The following is a 19678-nucleotide window of genomic DNA, read 5'->3' on the forward strand; positions in this document are numbered from 1 at the left end:
AGGTCAATCATGTGCGACCTCCATTCCGTGGGCGCCACCCAACATCAGACCAATTTCGTCTACGGTCAGCCCGGCCGCTGGGCGCGGTGCGCTTAGGCGACCTTCGTTCAGCGCGGCAAAACTGTCCGAGATTTCCATCAGCTCATCCAGATCCTGACTGATACAGATCACCGCCGCGCCTTTGGCAGCCAGATCCAGCAAGGATTGCCGGATGTCAGCTGCTGCTGCGGCGTCTACACCCCAGGTGGGCTGGTTTACTACCAGCACGTCGGGGTCTTGTAGCACTTCGCGGCCAATCACGAACTTTTGCAAGTTGCCGCCTGACAGGGATCGCGCTGCATTTTCTGGCCCAGGGGTGCGCACGTCAAAGGACTTGATCACCGTTTCGGCGAATTCCTTGGCTGCGCCCCAGTTTAGAAAACCATTGGTCTCCAAGTTCTGACGGACGGAGCCGGTTAGCATGGCGTTTTCCGTCAAGCTCATGTCTGGCGCAGCCGCATGGCCCAATCGTTCCTCGGGGGCAGCAAGCACACCCAGACGGCGTCGGGCTACCGGGCCCAATTGACCAATGGCTTCACCATTCAGCTTGACGGCGTCCGCTTCAGTGACTGTTTCACCGGACAATACGCTCAGTAATTCGTCCTGGCCGTTGCCAGCCACGCCGCCAATACCCAGCACTTCGCCTTTGCGCACTGTTAGGTGCACGTTTTTCAACGCTGTGCCAAAGGCCGAGGGGGAGGGAACCGAAAGGCCCGACACATCCATTGCCGCAGAACCAAATTCGCGACCCGACCGTTCTGGAGTGTGCAGGGTCGAACCAACCATCAGCTCCGCCATGTCGCGCGCCGAAGTCTCGGCCGGTGTACATTCACCGACGTTTTTACCCAGTCGTAGAATGGTGGCGTGATCACACAGGGTGCGGATCTCTTCCAGCTTGTGGCTGATGTACAAGATTGAGGTGCCTTCAGACCGCAATTTCTGCAGCGTCTGGAACAAGATCTCGACCTCTTGCGGTGTCAGCACTGATGTAGGTTCATCCATGATCAGCAGCTTGGGATCTTGCAGCAGGCAGCGAATGATCTCGACCCGTTGGCGCTCGCCAGCCGACAGATCGCCAACTGTGCGGTAGGGGTCCAGAGGCAGACCATAGGCCTCAGAGACTTCGCGGATACGGGTGGCCAGATCCTTCATCGGCGGCGGGTTTTCCATGCCAAGCGCAATGTTTTCAGCCACATTAAGGGCGTCGAACAGTGAAAAGTGCTGGAACACCATAGCAATGCCATCAGCACGCGCCGCGCGGGGTTCAGGGGGGGCATAGGGTTGGCCCCGCAACAGCATCTGGCCGCTGTCAGGTTTCACCAATCCATAAATCATTTTCACTAGTGTGGATTTACCGGCCCCGTTTTCCCCCAACAGCGCGTGGACTTCGCCCTCGCCGATGTCGAAAGTCACAGTGTCGTTGGCCACCACTCCGGGGTAGGCCTTGGTCAGCCCTTGTAGGCTCAGCAATGGAACAGTCACGCGCGTCTATCCTTCTTTAACTCTTCCTTTGCGCCTGCGCGCAGAATTTCCCCTGCAACGCCGACCGCAATCATCTGCGGATGTTTGCCCAGGGACGGATCGCCAATGGGGCAAGTGATCCGGGCGATATGCCCGGCGCTGTGTCCCAACCCACCCAGCCGGGAGCGAAATCGCGCCCATTTGGTGGCTGAGCCGATGAGACCAGCAAAAGAAAATTCATGCTTCAACAAGGCGTGGCATAGCGCCAGATCGAGTGTGTGGGAATAGGTCAGCACCAAATGTTGTGCATTTTCAGGCGCGTGTGGAACCAAAAGCGTCGGGTCAGAGGCCGGAACAGCTGTTACGCCGTCTGCAATGTTCTCCGGAAAACGATCAGGTGCGGTGTCCACCCAGGTGATGTCCAAGTCTGGCAGGGGGGACAGCACATCAACTAGGGCACGACCCACGTGTCCGGCGCCCCAGATCCACAAAGGTGTGTCAGGCTTGTGCACGGGTTCAATCATCCAACCATCGATCAGCTGCGGGACGGGGCGCTGGCCTTGATTGCGCAGTTTTGTCAACACGCGTGTGACGGACATCGGCACTGGGGCAGGGTCCGCTGGTCGGGCGATGAGTTCGTCGTCCAGTGCTGCCACTGTCGCTGCATCGTAGACTTCGCTCAGCAGAAAAACGACACCGCCACAGCATTGGCCTAAATCAGGGCCAAGCGCGTGTTTGCTCAGCACCCGGTCTTTGGACTGTGACCGGGCTGTCTCGGCGGCCTCATATTCCAATGTGCCGCCGCCGATGGTGCCGGACTGGCCCGAAGACCAGACCAGCATCGCCGCACCGACTTCGCGAGGGGAGGAGCCACGAATGTCGGCGATGACAACCCGGGTGACACGCCCATGGGCGGTCACCGCGGATTTCAGACCCTGTAGGTCAAGCCCCATCACGGACCCTCCGGATCGTGGTATAGACCTGTTCAGCCGTGGCGGGCGCATCCAGCGCCGGATAGGCATCGCCAAAAGCCGATACCGCATCGCTGAGCGCCAGGAAGGTCGAGATGCCTAGGTTAAACGGCGGTTCGCCCACTGCTTTGGACCGATAGATCGTGTCCTCGGGGTTGCGGCCATCCCAAAGGTCAACGTTGAATACATCGGGGCGGTCGGAACAGGCGGGGATTTTATAGGTCGACGGGGCATGGGTGCGCAGGCTGCCTTTGTCATCCCAGACCAGTTCCTCGGTTGTCAGCCAGCCCGAGCCCTGTACATAGGCACCTTCGACTTGACCGATGTCCAGATCTGGGTTCAACGAGGCCCCGGCGTCATGCAGGATATCGGTGCGTAGGATGCGGTTTTCGCCGGTCAGCTGGTCCACCACCACTTCGGTTATGGCCGCGCCGTAGGAGAAGTATAAGAATGGACGACCCTGACCCTTGATCCGGTCCCATTTGACTTTGGGGGTTTTGTAGAACCCGGTTGCCGACAGGCTGATCCGGCCTTGGTAACACTGCGAAGCTGCGTCCTCAAAAGTCATCACATCATCGCCGATGATGACCTGACCATCTTCGAACTTCACAGCTTTGGCATCACACTGGTGGCGCTCGGCCAAAAACTCGGCCATGCGGTCGCGGATGGTGTCACAGGCGGCTTTGACCGCCATGCCGTTCAGATCCGACCCGGACGAGGCCGCAGTGGCCGAGGTGTTGGGCACTTTGGCAGTGTCGGTGGCGGTGATCTTGATCACATCCATGCCAACGCCAAAGCGGGAGGCGGCAACCTGAGCGACCTTTTGGAACAGACCCTGACCCATTTCGGTGCCGCCGTGGTTCAGGTGGACCGAGCCATCCTGATAGACATGCACCAGCGCACCCGCCTGGTTCAGGTGAGTAAGGGTGAAGGAAATGCCAAACTTGACCGGCGAGAAAGCAATACCGCGCTTGAGCCGGGTTTGACCCTTGTTCCACTCGGCAATCTCAGCCTTGCGGGCGGCATAGTCCGAGGTCTCTAACAGCTTGTCGGTCATGCCGTGCAGCTCAAAATCGGTGACTTCCATGCCATAGGGCGTGGTGTTGTCAGCCCGCACCCGGTTGTTGGGCGCATCATAGTAGTTGCGTTTGCGCAGCTCGACCGGATCTAGTCCCAGATCATGGGCAATGTGATCCATCACGCGCTCTATCCCAACCATCCCCTGTGGGCCGCCAAATCCGCGATAGGCGGTGGCGCTTTGGGTGTTGGTTTTCAAGCGGTGGCTTTCAATGCGAATGGCCGGGATGGCATAGGCGTTGTCGGCGTGCAGCATGGCGCGGTCGGCCACGGGCAGTGACAGATCCTGAGCCCAGCCGCAGCGGGTCATGTGATGGAATTCGACCCCCAGCAGCTGGCCGTCATTATCAAAACCAGCGCGGTAGGTGATGCGGAACTCGTGCCGTTTGCCGGTGATGATCATGTCATCATCGCGGTCATAGCGCATCTTGCAGGGCTTGCCGGTTTGGCGCGCAGCAATCGCACAGGATACGGCCAGTGCGTTGCCCTGGCTTTCCTTGCCGCCAAAGCCACCACCCATACGGCGGGTTTCAACCCGGACCGCATGCATTGGCAGACCAATGGCCTCGGCCACCTTGTGTTGGATTTCGGTGGGGTGCTGGGTTGAGCTGGACACCAGCATGTCGCCGCCTTCTTGTGGCAGTGCCAGCGCGGCCTGACCTTCGAGGTAAAAGTGCTCTTGGCCGCCGATTTCAAAGGTGCCTTCGACACTGCGCGGGGCGGCGTCGATTGCGGAGGCGGGATCACCTTTGGTGTAGATGCGCGGGCCGTCTTCAAAACGACTGTTGGCAGCCATCGCCTCGTCCATGCTCAGGATCGGGGTTTCTTCGATATAGTCGATTTTACCCTTCTTTGCGGCGGCGCGGGCCAGATTGTGGCTGGTGGCAACCACCAGAAACACTGGCTGACCAACGTGGTTGACGGTGCCATCAGACAGCAGCGGTTCGTCGTGGATCGACGGCGAAACATCGTTGGTAAAGGGCAGGTCGTCGGCGACCAATACTGCAACCACGCCTTTGCTGGCCTTGACCTCGGACAGGTCCATCGACTGGATCCGGCCCTTGGCGATGGGAGAGGTGCCAAAGGCCAGATGCAGGCAGTCGACGGGCATTGGGATGTCGTCGATATAACGGGCCTTACCAGTCACATGCAGCAGCGCGGCGTCATGGGGCAGGGGCTTGGCAACGGGGCCATTGTTGCTCAGATCGTTCATAGCGCCACCTCCAGAACCGAGGTTGTTTCGCCGTTCATCTCGGCAAAGTAGCGGGCCAGCAGGTTGCTGGCGCTTTGCAGGCGGTAGTCAGCCGAGGCGCGCATGTCGGTCAAAGGAGTGTAATCCTTGCCAAACTCTGTCATGGCGTTTGCAATGGTTTCTTCGGACCAGGGCTGTCCGATCAGGGCGTTTTCAACATGGGTGGCCCGATGTGGCGTGCCGGCCATACCGCCAAAGGCAATACGGGCAGAGGCGACGGTGCCGTTGTCCACGGTCACGTTAAAGGCACCAAGCACGGCCGAGATGTCCTGATCAAACCGCTTGGAGATCTTGTAGACGCGCAGGGTGTCGTCCTGACGGGGGAAGCTGACAGCCTCGACAAATTCGCCAGCTTGGCGGTCTTGCTTGCCGTATTCGACAAAGAAGTCTTCGAGGGCGATGTCGCGGCGGCTGTCACCCTTGCGCAGGTGCAGTGTGGCACCTAGGGCAATCAACGCTGGCGGGTTGTCCCCGATGGGTGAGCCATTGGCGATGTTGCCACCAACCGTGGCGGCGTTGCGCACCGGCATAGAGGCATAGCGACGGATCATTTCGCCATAAGACGGGTGCAGGGGCTCCAGAACGTCACGCATAGCGTTCATATCGACCATGGCGCCCAAACGGACGTGGGTGCCAGTGACCTTGACCTGTTTCAGGTCTGCACAGCCTTCGAGGAAGATCACAGGATCCAGCTGGCGCATGCCCTTGGTGACCCACAGGCCAACATCGGTGGCACCCGCGACCAGAACTGCATCTGGGTTGTCGGCATAGACCTTGGCCAGCTCATCGGATGAGCGCGGTGAAAATTCACCGGCGTCGGCTAGGGCTGGCAGTTCGGTGCCTTCTTTCTTGATCCAAACGGGAACCGGCTGTTCCTCAACCGCTTCGGCGGCGCGTATAATTGGGGCGTAGCCAGTGCAGCGGCACAGGTTGCCGGCCAGTTGGTCGTCGTGATCGGTGGCGCCGTTCTTGTGGGCGGTGACCATCGACATCACAAAGCCCGGCGTGCAAAAACCGCACTGTGAGCCATGATGGGTGATCATTTCCTGCTGCACCGGGTGTAATTCCCCGGTCTCACTGGCAACACCTTCGACAGTGCGCACGGATTTTCCGTTAAGCTGTGGCAGGAATAGAATGCAGGAGTTGAGGGACTTGGAGCCGTTGGGATCCGTCACCATAACTGTACAGGCGCCGCAATCGCCTTCGTTGCAGCCTTCTTTGGTTCCTGTAAGGTGGCGCTCTTCTCGAAGCCAATCCAACAGCGTCACTGTCGGCTCTGCGTCCGGCAGCGTTACCTCCTCACCGTTTAAGTGAAAGGTGATTGTCATTGTTGAAACCCGTCGCGTTACATTGTTTTGCCGAATTGCCATCCTTCGATGCGACGTAGAAGAAATGGCGGGCATTGTCGCTTGCTGTCCTTAGCGTAGAAAGCAGATCCTTAGTCTGGCAAGGAAAAGTCACTCTGCGCTGCAGTATTACGAGGTGAATTGATGTGTCCAAAAGTCCAATTTTGGGGTTGTTCCCGTTAAATTTCATAGAGTTGAGGGATTCTCTCTTCTTAACGCTTATATAACACTTTCAACAAAAGCAGAACAATGGGCGTGGATATTCTGTCAAAATGAGGGCGAAGCGACTCGGATAATCAGCTTTCACAGGGTGTCCGCAATGGGCTAACTTGCCATTATGACCCAATCTCCTCGATTCATTCACCTGCGCACCCACACCGAATACTCTCTGCTAGAGGGGGCGTTGCGGCTGAAAAAGCTGCCTGATTTGTGCAAGAAGCATGACATGCCCGCGATTGCGGTGACGGACAGCAACAACCTGTTCTCGGCTTTGGAGTTTTCCGTTTCAGCCAGTGGTGCTGGAGTGCAGCCGATCATCGGCTGCCAGATGGATCTACGGTTTGCTGAACCAGCCCCAGGCGAGCGGCCCAGACCACCCGCGTCCATCGTGCTCTTGGCGCAAAACGAGTCAGGCTATGAGCATTTGATGAAGTTGAACTCCTGCCTTTACATGCGGCCGGGGAGTGAGCTGCCTTTTGTGACGCTGGAGGAATTGAACGAGAATTCCGGTGGGGTCATCTGCCTGACAGGTGGACCAAACGGGCCGGTGGGGCAGCTGTTGCAGATGGGGCAACGCCCAGCAGCACAAGAATTGATGGATCGGCTCAAGGCGATATTCCCGGACCGGCTCTATGTAGAACTGCAACGCCATCCGGGAGAGGCTGGCCAGCCTGAGGCGGAGAAGCTGACAGAGCGCGGCCATCTTGAGATGGCCTATGCGATGGATCTTCCGTTGGTCGCGACCAATGACGTCTATTTCCCTAATACCGAGATGTACGAAGCGCATGATGCGCTGATCTGCATCGCCGAGGGCGCCTATGTTGACCAGATCGAGGGGCGGCGCAGGCTGACCGCGCAGCATTACTTCAAGAGCCAAGAGGAAATGGTCACGCTGTTTGCTGACCTGCCCGAGGCGATTGAAAATACCGTAGAAATTGCCAAACGCTGCGCCTTCAAAGCCTATTTGCGTGATCCGATTCTGCCAAAATTCGCCGATGACGAGGTGGCCGAACTGCGCCGCATCGCCAACGTTGGTTTGCAAAAGCGTCTGGCCGTAATCCCGCATGCAGTGAGCTTGGAGGAGTATCAGGAACGGCTTGATTTTGAGTTGGGCATTATCGAAGGCATGGGATTTCCCGGGTACTTCCTGATTGTTGCCGACTTTATCGAGTGGGCCAAAGACCATGATATCCCGGTCGGGCCGGGTCGGGGCTCGGGGGCGGGGTCGTTGGTTGCCTATGCGCTGACCATCACTGACCTTGATCCGCTACGCTACTCCCTGCTGTTCGAACGCTTTTTGAACCCGGAACGGGTATCGATGCCCGACTTCGACATCGACTTTTGCATGGATCGCCGCGAAGAGGTGATTAAATACGTGCAGCAGAAATATGGCCGCGACAAGGTGGGGCAAATCATCACCTTTGGCGCCCTGCTGTCCAAGGCGGCGGTGCGCGACATGGGGCGGGTGTTGCAGATGCCCTATGGGCAGGTGGACCGGCTGTCCAAGCTGATCCCGGTTGAAGGCGTCAAACCGATGTCCATCGTGGACAGCCTGAAGGAAGAGCCGCGTCTGCGTGAAGAGGCAAAGAATGAAGAGGTTGTGGACCGGCTGCTGAAGTATGGTATGCAGGTCGAGGGATTGTTGCGTTCGGCTGGGACCCACGCCGCGGGGGTGGTGATTGGCGACCGCCCACTGGATGCGCTGGTGCCACTGTACCGCGATCCACGTTCCGACATGCCCGCGACCCAGTTCAACATGAAATGGGTGGAGCAGGCCGGGCTGGTCAAGTTTGACTTCTTGGGTCTGAAGACCCTGACCGTGATCCAAAGCGCGGTGGATTTGATCAAGGGCGAGGGGCGTGATCTGCATATCGCCGCTGATGGCACCCAGCTGTATGATCCACCCGAAGGTGCGGTGAACGAGATCAACGCTATTCCACTGGACGATATCCCCACCTACAAGCTGTATGCTGCAGCCAAAACGGTGGCAGTGTTCCAGGTGGAATCCAGCGGCATGATGGATGCGCTAAAGCGGATGAAGCCCAACTGTATCGAGGACATCGTGGCGCTGGTGGCGCTGTATCGTCCCGGCCCTATGGAGAACATCCCGACCTATTGTGAGGTTAAGAACGGACTGAAAGAGATCACATCTGTTCACCCGTTGATTGACCACCTGCTGGCCGAAACCCAGGGCATCATCATCTATCAGGAGCAGGTGATGCAGATTGCCCAGGTGATGGCGGGTTACAGCCTTGGTGGCGCAGATCTGTTGCGCCGTGCGATGGGTAAGAAGATCAAAGAGGCGATGGACGCTGAACGTCCGAAGTTTGAAAAGGGCGCAGCGGCAAATGGCGTGCCGCCCAAAAAGGCCTCGGAAGTGTTCGACCTGTTGGAAAAATTCGCCAACTACGGGTTCAACAAATCCCACGCGGCGGCTTATGCGGTGGTGTCTTACCAGACCGGCTGGCTCAAGGCGAACCACCCGGTTGAGTTCATGGGCGGGGTCATGAACTGCGATATTCACCTGACCGATAAGCTGGCGGTGTTTTTTGAAGAGGTGAAAAAGGGGCTGGGACTGCCCTATATCCCGCCCTGCGTGAACCGCTCGGAGGCTATGTTCAACGTAATCGATGGAGCGTTGATCTACGCGCTGGGCGCGTTGAAAAACGTCGGCGTTGAGGCGATGAAGCTAGTGACCGATGCGCGTCGTGCTGATGGCGAGGATCGACCCTTTGCTACGCTGTATGATTTTGCTCGCAGGGTGGATCTGAAGAAGGTCGGCAAGCGGCCACTGGAAATGCTGGCGCGAGCCGGGGCCTTTGACCAGCTGGATCCAAATCGCCGCCGGGTGTTTGACAGTCTGGAACCCTTGGTTAGCTATTCACATGCGATCCATGAGCAGAAGAATTCAAACCAGGTGTCTCTGTTTGGCGATGCGGGTGAGGATCTGCCCGAACCGCGTATGTCCGGCACACCGGATTGGCTGCCTGCTGAACGGTTGAGCGAAGAGTTCAAAGCGATTGGTTTCTACCTGTCTGGCCACCCGTTGGACGACTACATGCCCGCGTTGAAACGCAAAGGTGTGATGACGCTGGATGAGGTTCTGGAGAAGGCCAAGCGTGGACCGTTTCTGGCCAAGATGGCGGGAGTTGTCGCCGGATGTCAGGAACGTAAATCGGCACGGGGTAACCGCTTTGCCTTTGCCCAACTGTCGGATACGACTGGCGGATTTGAGATTACGCTGTTTTCCGAAGCGCTAGAGAAAAGCCGCGAACATTTGGTGACCGGTGGCAAGGTTGTGCTGAGCGCCGAGGCGACAGTGGAAGCTGACCAGCTAAAACTGCTGGCTCGATCCGTTGGTCCCATTGATGCCGCCGTGGCCGATGCCGGCAACAGCAGCCTGCGGGTTTATATCACCGAGGCGGCGGCGGTCTCGACCGTAGCCACCGTGCTGGAAGAGGCCCGCGCCGCCGCCAAAAATGCCAGCCGGGGCGAGGTGCTGATGTATTTGCAAGACCCGACATTACCCGGCGATGTAGAGCTGGATCTGGGTCAGTACTTCCCGATCAACCCGCAGATTAAGGGGGCGATCAAGAGCTTGGATGGGGTGTTGGATGTTGAGGAGATTTGAGCATGAGCGCTGATATATTTGGTGACATACTTGTTGGAAAGACATCGAGCAGTTGAATTACGTTCACAACTATCTGCAACTTGCGCTGACGGACGAGGATTATTTTTCTCTGGAAGTTATACTGCTTCAAACGGAAAACGACCCTATCCTAGTTTGGCAGTAAGCGGCGAATCCATTTGTAAAAGGACGCGTCTGACCTTGAGGAGGTGCAAAGCGCCTTCCCGGGGGAAGGTCAGGCGCGGCCCGGCGATACCAGGCTGAAAATGGTCCATTTGGCAGTACCTTAGCATGCTTTGTTCCGAGCTTAGTCTTAATTGCCAAAGGTAGCAGCGCTACTCTCGTATGGCTTCAAAGACATTTAGCCTGGCAGGGATGTTGAGACCCCGTGAGGTTTCAAAGGCTTGTAATTGCCAGAGAACCCCATCTTGAATTGCCGCGAGGTCGTCGCTGTTGCCATCATATTTCTTTAAAATTCTTGCCGCTGGACCAAGGTTAGCGGCAAGCGCGGCGAGCTTGTGTGTCGGCCCCGGGTGGGACAACATTACCTTGCAGGCATCACCCCTCGCATTTGCGAACCCCGCGGATTTGAGTACGCCGACTACATGATCGATATTCTGAAATCCAAGCGGGCCGGGGGCATTGGGGCTGGTTGGATCCGGCTCGCCCAGTTGGGCGACAGCGGCATCCCGCGGAATTCTGAACCAGGGATTGTCAGCTATAAGCGCCCAAGCTGCGACGACGAGGCGCCCATCGCTAGCCATGTGCCTGTGAATATTCGCAAATGCTGCAACGGGGTCTGAAAAGAACATGACACCAAACCGGGACACCACGAGATCGAAGGGCCCACCAGGAATTGCATCGACCTGTGCATCCAGCAGATGATAACGCATCTCTGTCTCAGATTCTTCCGCCCGGTTTTCAGCCTGCGCTAACAGCGGCGCGGAGATATCCAATCCAGTAACTGTTCCGCCGGGTGCTAGGTGCTGGGAAAACGCCCGGCCCGTTGCTCCAGTGCCGCAACCAATATCGAGAACAGTTTCGCCCGGCGCTGGTTGAGATCGGCGAATGAGCTCCGAGTTCACGTTTTGGAACACAAGGTTCAATTCATCTTCAAAAGCGACCCACTTTCGTCCCGAATGAGAGTTCCAAAACTCGATTTGCGCCGTGTTGTTTTGCATCGAATATCCTTTTCGGTGAGGGACGAGGCGGTCTCAAAAGTAGGGACTGGGGTCGAAACTCGACTGCGGATCCCGAAATTCAACCTGTTTCAAATGCTCAAGCAGATTAGCAACTGTGACTCCCGAATCCATGCAAAGGAAATTGCCAAAAAGGCTACGACAGCTTGAGCTTGGCGACGTCTTTGACCAGCCGTAGGGCCTCTTTGCGTTCTTTCAGGAGCGACTTTATTGCTTTCTGCAACTGTTTCCTGACTTTCCCAATTGCAGTCAGAACGCCAGTAACCTGGTCGAACCAGCCAAATGCCATGCTCAGAACCAAGCGGAATTTGTTGAATACTGCCAACGCAGCATCCAGAATGCCAAGTTCTTTCCACAGGTCAGTGATCAGCCCTACAATTTTCGTGAAGGTTTCGATGTACTTGCGCACGACGGTTTTCAAAAACCGAATGACCTCGTTTTTGTCGACCTTTTTGCGGATGGTTGCCAGAATACGTTTACCCAGCTGGATGATATCTTTTAGCAATTTTTCAATCGGAGACAGAAAATTCAGGATGGCGCGGATCGTATCGGTAAGCTGGCTAATGACCTTTTTGCCAACTGTTTGGGCTAGATCCTTAGCTGCCGAAAGAACGTTTTTCAGAAACTTTTGCAGTGGCGTCAGATAGGACTTCACCCGCTTCCAGACAGACTTATAGAAATTGAGCACGCGTTTTTGGTGCTCCACAATTGCCTCTTCGACAAACTTTACCGGATCATTGGATGGTGCCATGGCACATCTCCTTGAAATACTCGTACACAAAACACAGGGCTGGCGAGCCAACGTCAGAAAACAAGTTCAGCCTGTGTCGTGGTCCGTTATAAATCAAGGGGAATATAAGTGGGTCAAAACCCTGATTGATTAATAGTGTGGTGGGCGTTCGTTGCCAAATGTGGCGCTGCCGCCTGCATCCTGATCGCGGCCAGCTTCTCTTTGCATCAACATCTGTACGCGCCGGGTCAGCGTGGCAATTTCACTTTGCTGCTTGGCCATCACATCGCTCATGTCCTCAACCGTGCGGGTCAGATGGGCGATTTGTTCTTCTAGGTCTTGCATGGGGCTCTCCTGCGGATGGTTGGGTTGTCATAGGCGGGAAAGGTCGACGGGGCAACGGTCCGCCGCTGCCTATACCTTGCTGTTGTTACATGCATCGGATAGACCGCGCGGCGACACCACTCCCAAAGGGACCATACCCATGGCTAAGCAAAAGAAAGCCCCACGCCCCAAGGCCCAGACGCCTAAGGGGTTCCGCGACTATTTCGGAGCTGAAGTTACTCAGCGCACCGAGATGCTGCATGCGATTGCCGGGGTCTATCATCGCTATGGGTTTGAAGCGCTGGAAAGTGCCGCAGTTGAGACGGTTGAGGCACTGGGCAAGTTCCTGCCTGACGTCGATCGCCCGAATGAGGGCGTGTTTGCTTGGCAAGAGTTTGACGAAAAAGACAACGGCGACTGGATGGCACTGCGCTATGATCTGACGGCGCCACTGGCCCGTGTCTATGCCCAGCACCGCAATGACCTGCCCACACCCTATCGCCGTTTTGCAATGGGGCCGGTATGGCGTAATGAAAAGCCGGGACCAGGGCGCTATCGCCAGTTCTACCAATGTGATGCAGATACTGTTGGTACTGCGTCGATGGCGGCAGATGCCGAGATCTGCATGATGCTATCGGACACGTTGGAAACCGTCGGCATACCCCGCGGTGATTATCTGGTGCGTATCAACAATCGCAAGGTTTTGAACGGTGTGCTGGAAGCTATGGGCCTGCCTGAGGGGGACGGGGCTCGTGATAATGTGCTGCGCACCATCGACAAGTTCGACAAGGTGGGCGAGGCTGGTGTGCGTGAACTGCTGACCAAAGGCCGACTGGACGCCTCAGGGGCCTATATCGACGGTGTTGGTCTGTCCGATGAACAGGCTGCTCCGGTGCTGGCTTTCTTGACCTCAAAGGCGACTGATACGGCTGGAACGTTGGCCAACCTGCGTGCTGCTGTTGGCGATAGCAAGGTCGGGGCCGAAGGTATTGCCGAGCTGGAGCAGATCGGTGAATTCTTGACGGCAGGTGGCTATGGCCCGGACAGGATCGAGATTGACCCCTCTGTTGTGCGCGGTCTGGGCTATTATACCGGCCCGGTTTACGAGGCAGAACTGACCTTTGAAATCCTAGATGACAAAGGCCGCAAGCGTCAGTTTGGGTCTGTTGCGGGTGGCGGTCGATACGACGATCTGGTCAAGCGCTTTACTGGGCAGGAAGTGCCCGCAACTGGCGTTTCGATTGGTGTGGATCGCCTACTGGCTGCTCTGCGTGAAAAGGGTCGTATTACTGCAGAACCCAAGGGGCCGGTCGTGGTCACGGTGATGGATAAGAAACGCATGGCGGACTATCAGGAGATGGTCGCCGAGCTGCGCAATGCGGGCATCCGGGCCGAAGTTTACCTGGGCAACCCCAAGAACTTTGGCAACCAGCTGAAATATGCGGACAAGCGGAACTCGCCCATCGCCATTATCGAAGGTGGTGACGAGAAGGAACAGGGCGTGGTGCAGATCAAGGACCTGATCCTTGGTGCCAAAATTGCCGAAAGCGCCACATTGGAAGAATGGAAAGAGCGCCCCAGCCAGTTTCAGGTCCCGCGCGACCAACTGGTTGCCAAGGTGCGTGAAATTCTGGATGGGCAGGATCAGTAATGCCAAATCGTTCTGATATTCAGGCCCGCGCCGCCCGGCTGCGCGTGAGTTTTGAAGCTGCAGGGGGGCTGGTGGTTGATCCGCCCCTGTTGCAACCGGCTGGTACTTTGCTGGACCTATATGGCGAGGATATTCGCGCTCGTGCCTATGTGACTACCGACGCGCTTCGTGGAGAACAGATGCTGCGTCCGGATTTTACGGTCCCTGTTGTGCAGATGCATATGCGCGATGGCGCCGAACCAGCACGATATACCTACTCGGGTGAGGTGTTCCGGCGTCAGGAATTAGATCCGGACCGGATGAACGAATATGTTCAGGTCGGGTATGAAATCTTTGATCGTGACAATCCGGCCTCGGCAGATGCAGAAGTGTTTGCCATGATCGCGCTACAGGTTCGAGGTTTGAACCTGCGGGCAGCCACCGGCGACATCGGTATATTGATGGCTGCGGTGCAGGGGTTGAACACCACAGACCGACGCAAGGCCGCACTGATGCGCCATATCTGGAGACCACGCCGGTTTCGTGCCTTACTGGACCGTTTCTCAGGTCGGGTCGAGCTGCCCGAGAGCCGCAAAAAACTATTGTCGACGGAAGGACCGCTGACTGGAACATCGGTTGAAATCGGCAAGCGTAGCCGGGCTGAGATTGATGCGCGGGTTGAAGCCTTGCGCGAAGATGCGACAGTCGCGCCAATTTCCGAGAATGAAATGCTGGCGCTTGAGGCCCTGATGGCGGTGCGCGAAACTGTGCCCTATGCGTTGGAGCAGCTGCGCGATATCGCTGTTGACCTGCCCGCGATCACCCCTGCGCTGGATCGACTGGAAGCCCGCGCTGCGGCCTTAGCTGCGCGCGGTGTGTCAGTTGAAAACCTTGACTTTGAAGTCTCATTTGGCCGGACTTCGATGGAATACTACGACGGGTTTGTCTTTGGGTTTTATGCCGAGGCACGCCCTGACTTGCCTCCTATTGCCAGTGGAGGCCGTTATGATGCGCTGACCCGGCAACTCGGGCAGGGGGCCGAAATCCCTGCTGTCGGTGGCGTGTTGCGCCCGGATTTGATCCTGATGTTAGAGGAGGCACAGTCATGAGCCTCAAACTGGGTGTGCCGTCCAAGGGGCGGCTGATGGAAAAAACTTTCAAATGGTTTGAAAAGCGGGGTGTGACCCTGTCGCGCAGCGCTTCGGACCGGGAATATGCCGGCCGTGTCGACGGCGTTGATGGTGTTGATCTGGTATTGCTGTCTGCGGGTGAAATCCCGCGTGAATTGGCGGCCGGGCGTATTCATCTTGGTGTCACGGGAACGGATCTTGTGCACGAGAAACTTCCGCGGTGGGAACAGCAGGTCGAACAGGTCGAACCAATGGGCTTTGGACAGGCCGACCTGATCCTGGCGGTGCCGCAGTCCTGGGTTGATGTGGATACGGTGGATGATCTCGATGCGGTGGCATCGGCGTTTCGGGCGCGACATGGGCATCGGTTGCGGATCGCCACAAAATACCACCGGTTGGTGCGGGAATTCCTCACCGACGGTGGTGTGGCTGATTACCAGTTGGTTGATAGCCAGGGCGCAACCGAAGGCACGGTCAAGAATGAGACTGCTGAAATGGTCGCAGATATAACTTCAACTGGTGAAACCCTGCGGGCCAACCACTTGAAGATCCTCAGCGACGGGCCAGTGCTGAAATCACAGGCCACCCTGTGGCGCAGCCGGTCGGTTGTGATGACCGACAAAGAAAAGGCTGCGCTGAAGCAGATGCTGGCGCTTTTGCGCGGCGAAGCCTGAGGTTAGATTTACTGGCGTTACCGTAGGTTTCCCGGTTCGGTAACGTCACTATCTATAGCACCCCAATTTCAGCTAACGCCTGGTTCAATTCGGGCGGTAGGCTATCCTCGGCGCTGGCCCCTTCACGCAGATCAGGGGGGCTGTCCTCTGGTTTGAGGTAGCGCCAGCCTTGAAAGGGGCGGCGCAGGGCGCTTTGGGTGCGGTGAATTTCTGGGTCCAGCACAAAGGCGCAGCGCCGAATGCCGTCTTCACCAATCACCTCATCAAATCGCAGGATACGCTGACGGCACTGAATGGCGCCTTTGATCACCCAATAAATGGACCCACCTGCGACGATTTCAACCTCGCGCTTGGGCCACATGCGGGTAACATGACGTGGCAAATCATCCGGGGATTGCGCGCGCCGCATTTCCTGCCACGCGGTCAAAGTTTCTACACTTTCTGACCCGACCGAAAGCTTGATTAGATTGATAGTGTTATCCACAGGTCATCCCCAGAGTCGTCCCCAAACCGTCCGTATATTGTAGTCACTCCCTTGGGGGAAACAAGGTATTGTGGTACACTCCTCAGGAAAATGCGCCGCAGTCGTCGATTCCAAGTTGAGACATGGGCCTTGCCTGTGTATCGAGATCGCTCCTCAAGCCTAAAGGGATTCGCTAAATGAGCCGCTTTGCTGCCCCCATCGCCGCACAAATCTGGGATATGAAATACCGTTTCAAAGAAGCAGACGGTACGCCCATTGATACCACAGTTGAAGACAGCTGGCGGCGGATTGCCCGCGATCTGGCTAAGGTAGAAAAAGACCCAGCGGCTTGGGAAGACACGTTTTATGCAGCGCTGGATGATTTCAAATATCTACCAGCTGGGCGGATCACCGCAGGTGCAGGTACTGCGCGTCAGGTGACCCTGTTCAACTGCTTTGTGATGGGCACTGTACCGGACAGCATGTCGGGCATCTTTGAGATGCTGAAAGAAGCGGCGCTGACCATGCAGCAGGGCGGCGGGATCGGTTACGATTTTTCAACCATTCGGCCCCGTGGCGCGGACGTCAAAGGTGTCGCGGCAGATGCCTCGGGTCCGCTGTCGTTTATGGATGTGTGGGATGCGATGTGCCGCACCATCATGTCGGCGGGCTCACGCCGGGGCGCGATGATGGCGACCATGCGCTGCGATCACCCAGATATCGAAGATTTCATCACTGCCAAGTCAGACTCGGCCCGCCTGCGTATGTTCAACATGTCGGTGCTGATCACTGATGACTTTATGGATGCGGTCAAGGCAGATGGCTCGTTTGAGCTGCAGTTTGGCGGTAAAGTCTATCAAACCGTTCAGGCGCGTGATCTGTGGAACAAGATCATGCAGGCAACCTATGACTATGCCGAGCCGGGTGTGATCTTTATTGATCGTATCAACAAGGCCAACAACCTGTCTTATGTTGAAAAGATTGCCGCCACCAATCCTTGTGGTGAGCAGCCACTGCCACCTTATGGTGCTTGCCTGCTGGGCTCGATCAATATGGCCCGCCTTGTGGCTAATCCGTTTGAGACAAATGCTGCGATGGACGAAGTCGCCATGCAAGAGCTGGTCACCACCGCCGTGCGGATGATGGACAACGTGGTGGATGCGTCAAAATTTCCACTACCCGAACAGCAGGCCGAGGCCCTGGCCAAGCGCCGGATTGGGCTGGGTGTGACTGGTCTGGCTGATGCATTGCTGATGCTGGGCCTACGCTATGGATCAGACGAAGCGGCGCGTCAGACGGAAACTTGGTTCAAAGCAATCGCCCGCGCCGCCTATCTGGCGTCAGTGGACTTGGCCAAAGAAAAAGGTCCGTTCCCACTGTTTGATGCCGAGGCCTATCTGGCGTCGGGCAATATGATGAACATGGACGACGATGTACGTGACGCCATTCGCGAACACGGCATCCGCAACGCACTGCTGACCTCGATTGCCCCCACCGGCACAATTTCACTGTACGCAGGCAACGTATCCTCGGGCATCGAGCCTGTGTTTGCCTATGCCTATACCCGCAAGGTTCTGCAAAAAGACGGCAGCCGCACGGAAGAGGAAGTGGTGGATTACGCGGTGCAGATGTACCGTGAGAAATACGGCGCAGACGCCAAACTGCCAGGCTATTTTGTTAACGCCCAGACATTGGCCCCAGCCGATCACGTCAAGATGCAGGCCGCGGCTCAGAAATGGATCGACAGTTCGATTTCTAAAACCATCAACTGCCCCGAAGACATCAGCTTTGATGAATTCAAAGAGGTCTACATGCAGGCCTGGGATCAGGGCTGTAAGGGCTGCACCACCTATCGTCCAAATGATGTGACGGGGTCGGTTCTGACCGTTTCGGAAAGCTCCGAAAAAGCCCCAGGTGAAACTGCCGATGCGCCACATGAAAGTGACAGTGCCGAGGTCGTTTACATGTCCGAGCCGCTGGATCGCCCGCAAAGCCTGGAGGGCCATACTTACAAGCTGAAATGGCCGGATTCTGAGCACGCGATTTACTTGACCATCAACGATATCTTGTTGAATGGCCACCGTCGCCCGTTTGAGGTCTTCATCAACTCCAAAAACATGGAGCACTATGCCTGGACACTGGCGCTAACCCGAATGATTTCGGCTGTGTTCCGTCGCGGTGGCGATGTGTCCTTTGTGGTCGAAGAGCTGAAAGCGGTGTTTGATCCGCGCGGTGGCGCCTGGGTGCAGGGAAAATACATTCCGTCGATCCTGGCGGCCATTGGTGGCGTGATTGAGACCCATATGATCAACACTGGCTTCATCGAAGGGGAAGGCATGGGGCTAAAAACCGATCCCACCGCCGAGGTGGTCAACCTGGGCGCGCCGCGTGGCAAAGCCTGCCCCAGCTGTGGCCAGTTTGATATGCAAATGGTCGAAGGCTGCATGACCTGTCGAAGCTGCGGCCATTCCAAGTGCGGCTAGTTCTCCGCTAACCAGTTGTTTGTTAAACCATGCATATATTGTCCAAATGGGTGAGTTAAGCCGGTTTTTACAGGCATAAAACGCCCAAAATTTCGCGAACCCTTGTTTTACTGGGGTTTGCGAACATCGAGAAACAGGGTTTTGCGAGAGCGCATAACCCTTAGTGCCAATCCTGCTGACCTTGACTGAATTTTGGTTTCGATCAATCTTTCTGAATGGCTTCGAATAAACTCATACCAGCCACGGTCGCCGTTTCTACTCGCTGAACGGCGGTTCGGCTGGTTGGTCATCCGAGATCTGGATGCATTGAATTCGAACCCACTTCGGGAAACCAGAATGACATTAGTAAGCAATACAACTGTCGAAGTAGACAATGATCAGTTTCTCAGGCTCTGTGACCGCTTGTCTGCTTTCTTGCTCCAAACAAGAAAACGAAATCTGGCGCATGCTCTTGTCGGGGATGACGAGTTTTCTAACGATATGGTTGGGGAAGACTTTAAGAACTTTGAGAAGGATCTTACCAGTGGACTGCAACTGACGCCGTATGATCAGTTGCGCATTCAGTCACGTGTTCGGAAGATTTTGAGATCGTCAAATACTTGATTCGTTCGTCATAAATGGTGGGCCGACAACTTTCGTAGATGAACTTTGACCAATTTTAGTAACTTACCGGCCAGAACTCTTTCATGGCGAATGGTCCAGAACACCGTGTTCGTCGTATTTGCCCTATCATACACTTTACAGCTGGTAGAAATGGGCCATTGTCGGCCCAAAGCCGATGGTTCGTTTCTACCGTCTTGTGGTCGACGCGGCACTTCAGTGCAAAGGTCCGCAGCGGCCATTAGACGCATTCTGCATCAACTGCAGGAGTGCGCAGATAGTGCACTTTGCAAAGTCGGGGCCACCCGGCAAGCCGGAAGAGCTTAGATGGCCTATTTTGTTGAAAAACTCTTCTTGATTTGAGGGTCCTTCACTGATTCAATTTGCTTGTGAATGCAGGGGGATTGACGGTGTTGGGACCTAAGCAAGAAGCGCAAGGCGCACTCTTCTAC

The 19678-nt window shown here is 56.3% G+C and carries 14 protein-coding genes; 6 read left to right on the forward strand and 8 right to left on the reverse strand.

Translation table 11 applies throughout. The features are described from left to right. Positions 1–3 precede the first annotated feature (3 nt). Genes FEE96_RS13810 through xdhA form a run of 4 tightly spaced genes read right to left on the reverse strand, consistent with a single transcriptional unit; the run spans position 4 to position 6128 of the window. Positions 4–1521, reverse strand: a complete 1518-nt coding sequence (locus tag FEE96_RS13810; RefSeq protein ID WP_138163698.1) for an ABC transporter ATP-binding protein — start codon at positions 1519–1521, stop codon at positions 4–6. Further along, a complete protein-coding gene (gene xdhC / locus FEE96_RS13815) occupies positions 1518–2453 on the reverse strand; it encodes a xanthine dehydrogenase accessory protein XdhC (RefSeq protein ID WP_138163700.1) in 936 nt (311 codons plus the stop codon). Before xdhC ends, FEE96_RS13810 begins: the two co-directional genes overlap by 4 nt. Further along, positions 2443–4761, reverse strand: a complete 2319-nt coding sequence (xdhB, locus tag FEE96_RS13820; protein WP_138163701.1) for a xanthine dehydrogenase molybdopterin binding subunit — start codon at positions 4759–4761, stop codon at positions 2443–2445. The genes xdhC and xdhB overlap by 11 nt, the downstream gene beginning before the upstream one ends. After that, entirely contained in the window at positions 4758–6128 is a 1371-nt protein-coding gene (gene xdhA / locus FEE96_RS13825) for a xanthine dehydrogenase small subunit (RefSeq protein WP_138163702.1), read from the reverse strand. The genes xdhB and xdhA overlap by 4 nt, the downstream gene beginning before the upstream one ends. A gap of 355 nt (positions 6129–6483) precedes the next feature. Between xdhA and dnaE the strand changes: the two genes are divergently transcribed. Continuing rightward, entirely contained in the window at positions 6484–9996 is a 3513-nt protein-coding gene (gene dnaE, locus FEE96_RS13830; protein ID WP_138163703.1) for a DNA polymerase III subunit alpha, read from the forward strand. Positions 9997–10328: 332 nt separating this feature from the next. On the opposite strand, the gene FEE96_RS13835 is transcribed toward dnaE, so the two are convergent. The 3 genes from FEE96_RS13835 to FEE96_RS13845 form a co-directional block, all read right to left on the reverse strand. After that, on the reverse strand, positions 10329–11174 hold the full coding sequence (locus tag FEE96_RS13835) for a class I SAM-dependent methyltransferase (protein ID WP_138163705.1): 846 nt from the start codon (positions 11172–11174) through the stop codon (positions 10329–10331). 154 nt (positions 11175–11328) lie between these two features. Further along, positions 11329–11943: a hypothetical protein gene (locus FEE96_RS13840; RefSeq protein WP_138163707.1), complete on the reverse strand. Its 615-nt coding sequence runs from the start codon at positions 11941–11943 to the stop codon at positions 11329–11331. A 129-nt stretch (positions 11944–12072) separates the two neighbouring features. Next, positions 12073–12267 carry a SlyX family protein gene (locus tag FEE96_RS13845; RefSeq protein ID WP_138163709.1) on the reverse strand — a complete coding sequence of 65 codons (195 nt, stop codon included), beginning with the start codon at positions 12265–12267 and terminating at the stop codon, positions 12073–12075. Positions 12268–12406: 139 nt separating this feature from the next. Between FEE96_RS13845 and hisS the strand changes: the two genes are divergently transcribed. From hisS to hisG, 3 genes are read left to right on the forward strand one after another with little or no spacing between them, the layout of a single operon-like run. After that, the gene (hisS, locus tag FEE96_RS13850; RefSeq protein ID WP_138163711.1) at positions 12407–13897 is read left to right on the forward strand and encodes a histidine--tRNA ligase; all 1491 of its coding nucleotides are present in this window, start codon (positions 12407–12409) and stop codon (positions 13895–13897) included. Further along, on the forward strand, positions 13897–14985 hold the full coding sequence (locus FEE96_RS13855; protein ID WP_138163712.1) for an ATP phosphoribosyltransferase regulatory subunit: 1089 nt from the start codon (positions 13897–13899) through the stop codon (positions 14983–14985). Before hisS ends, FEE96_RS13855 begins: the two co-directional genes overlap by 1 nt. After that, a complete protein-coding gene (gene hisG, locus FEE96_RS13860; RefSeq protein ID WP_138163713.1) occupies positions 14982–15680 on the forward strand; it encodes an ATP phosphoribosyltransferase in 699 nt (232 codons plus the stop codon). The genes FEE96_RS13855 and hisG overlap by 4 nt, the downstream gene beginning before the upstream one ends. A gap of 52 nt (positions 15681–15732) precedes the next feature. On the opposite strand, the gene FEE96_RS13865 is transcribed toward hisG, so the two are convergent. Beyond that, positions 15733–16164 carry a DUF1489 family protein gene (locus FEE96_RS13865; RefSeq protein WP_138163714.1) on the reverse strand — a complete coding sequence of 144 codons (432 nt, stop codon included), beginning with the start codon at positions 16162–16164 and terminating at the stop codon, positions 15733–15735. A 176-nt stretch (positions 16165–16340) separates the two neighbouring features. Here FEE96_RS13865 and FEE96_RS13870 point away from each other — a divergent pair, with 176 nt between their 5' ends. Next, entirely contained in the window at positions 16341–18626 is a 2286-nt protein-coding gene (locus FEE96_RS13870) for an adenosylcobalamin-dependent ribonucleoside-diphosphate reductase (RefSeq protein WP_138163715.1), read from the forward strand. A 336-nt stretch (positions 18627–18962) separates the two neighbouring features. Next, a complete protein-coding gene (locus FEE96_RS13875) occupies positions 18963–19229 on the forward strand; it encodes a hypothetical protein (RefSeq protein WP_138163716.1) in 267 nt (88 codons plus the stop codon). Positions 19230–19678: the final 449 nt, after the last annotated feature.

The sequence above is a fragment of the Parasedimentitalea maritima genome (assembly GCF_005771405.1).
Taxonomy (GTDB): Bacteria; Pseudomonadota; Alphaproteobacteria; order Rhodobacterales; family Rhodobacteraceae; genus Parasedimentitalea; species Parasedimentitalea maritima.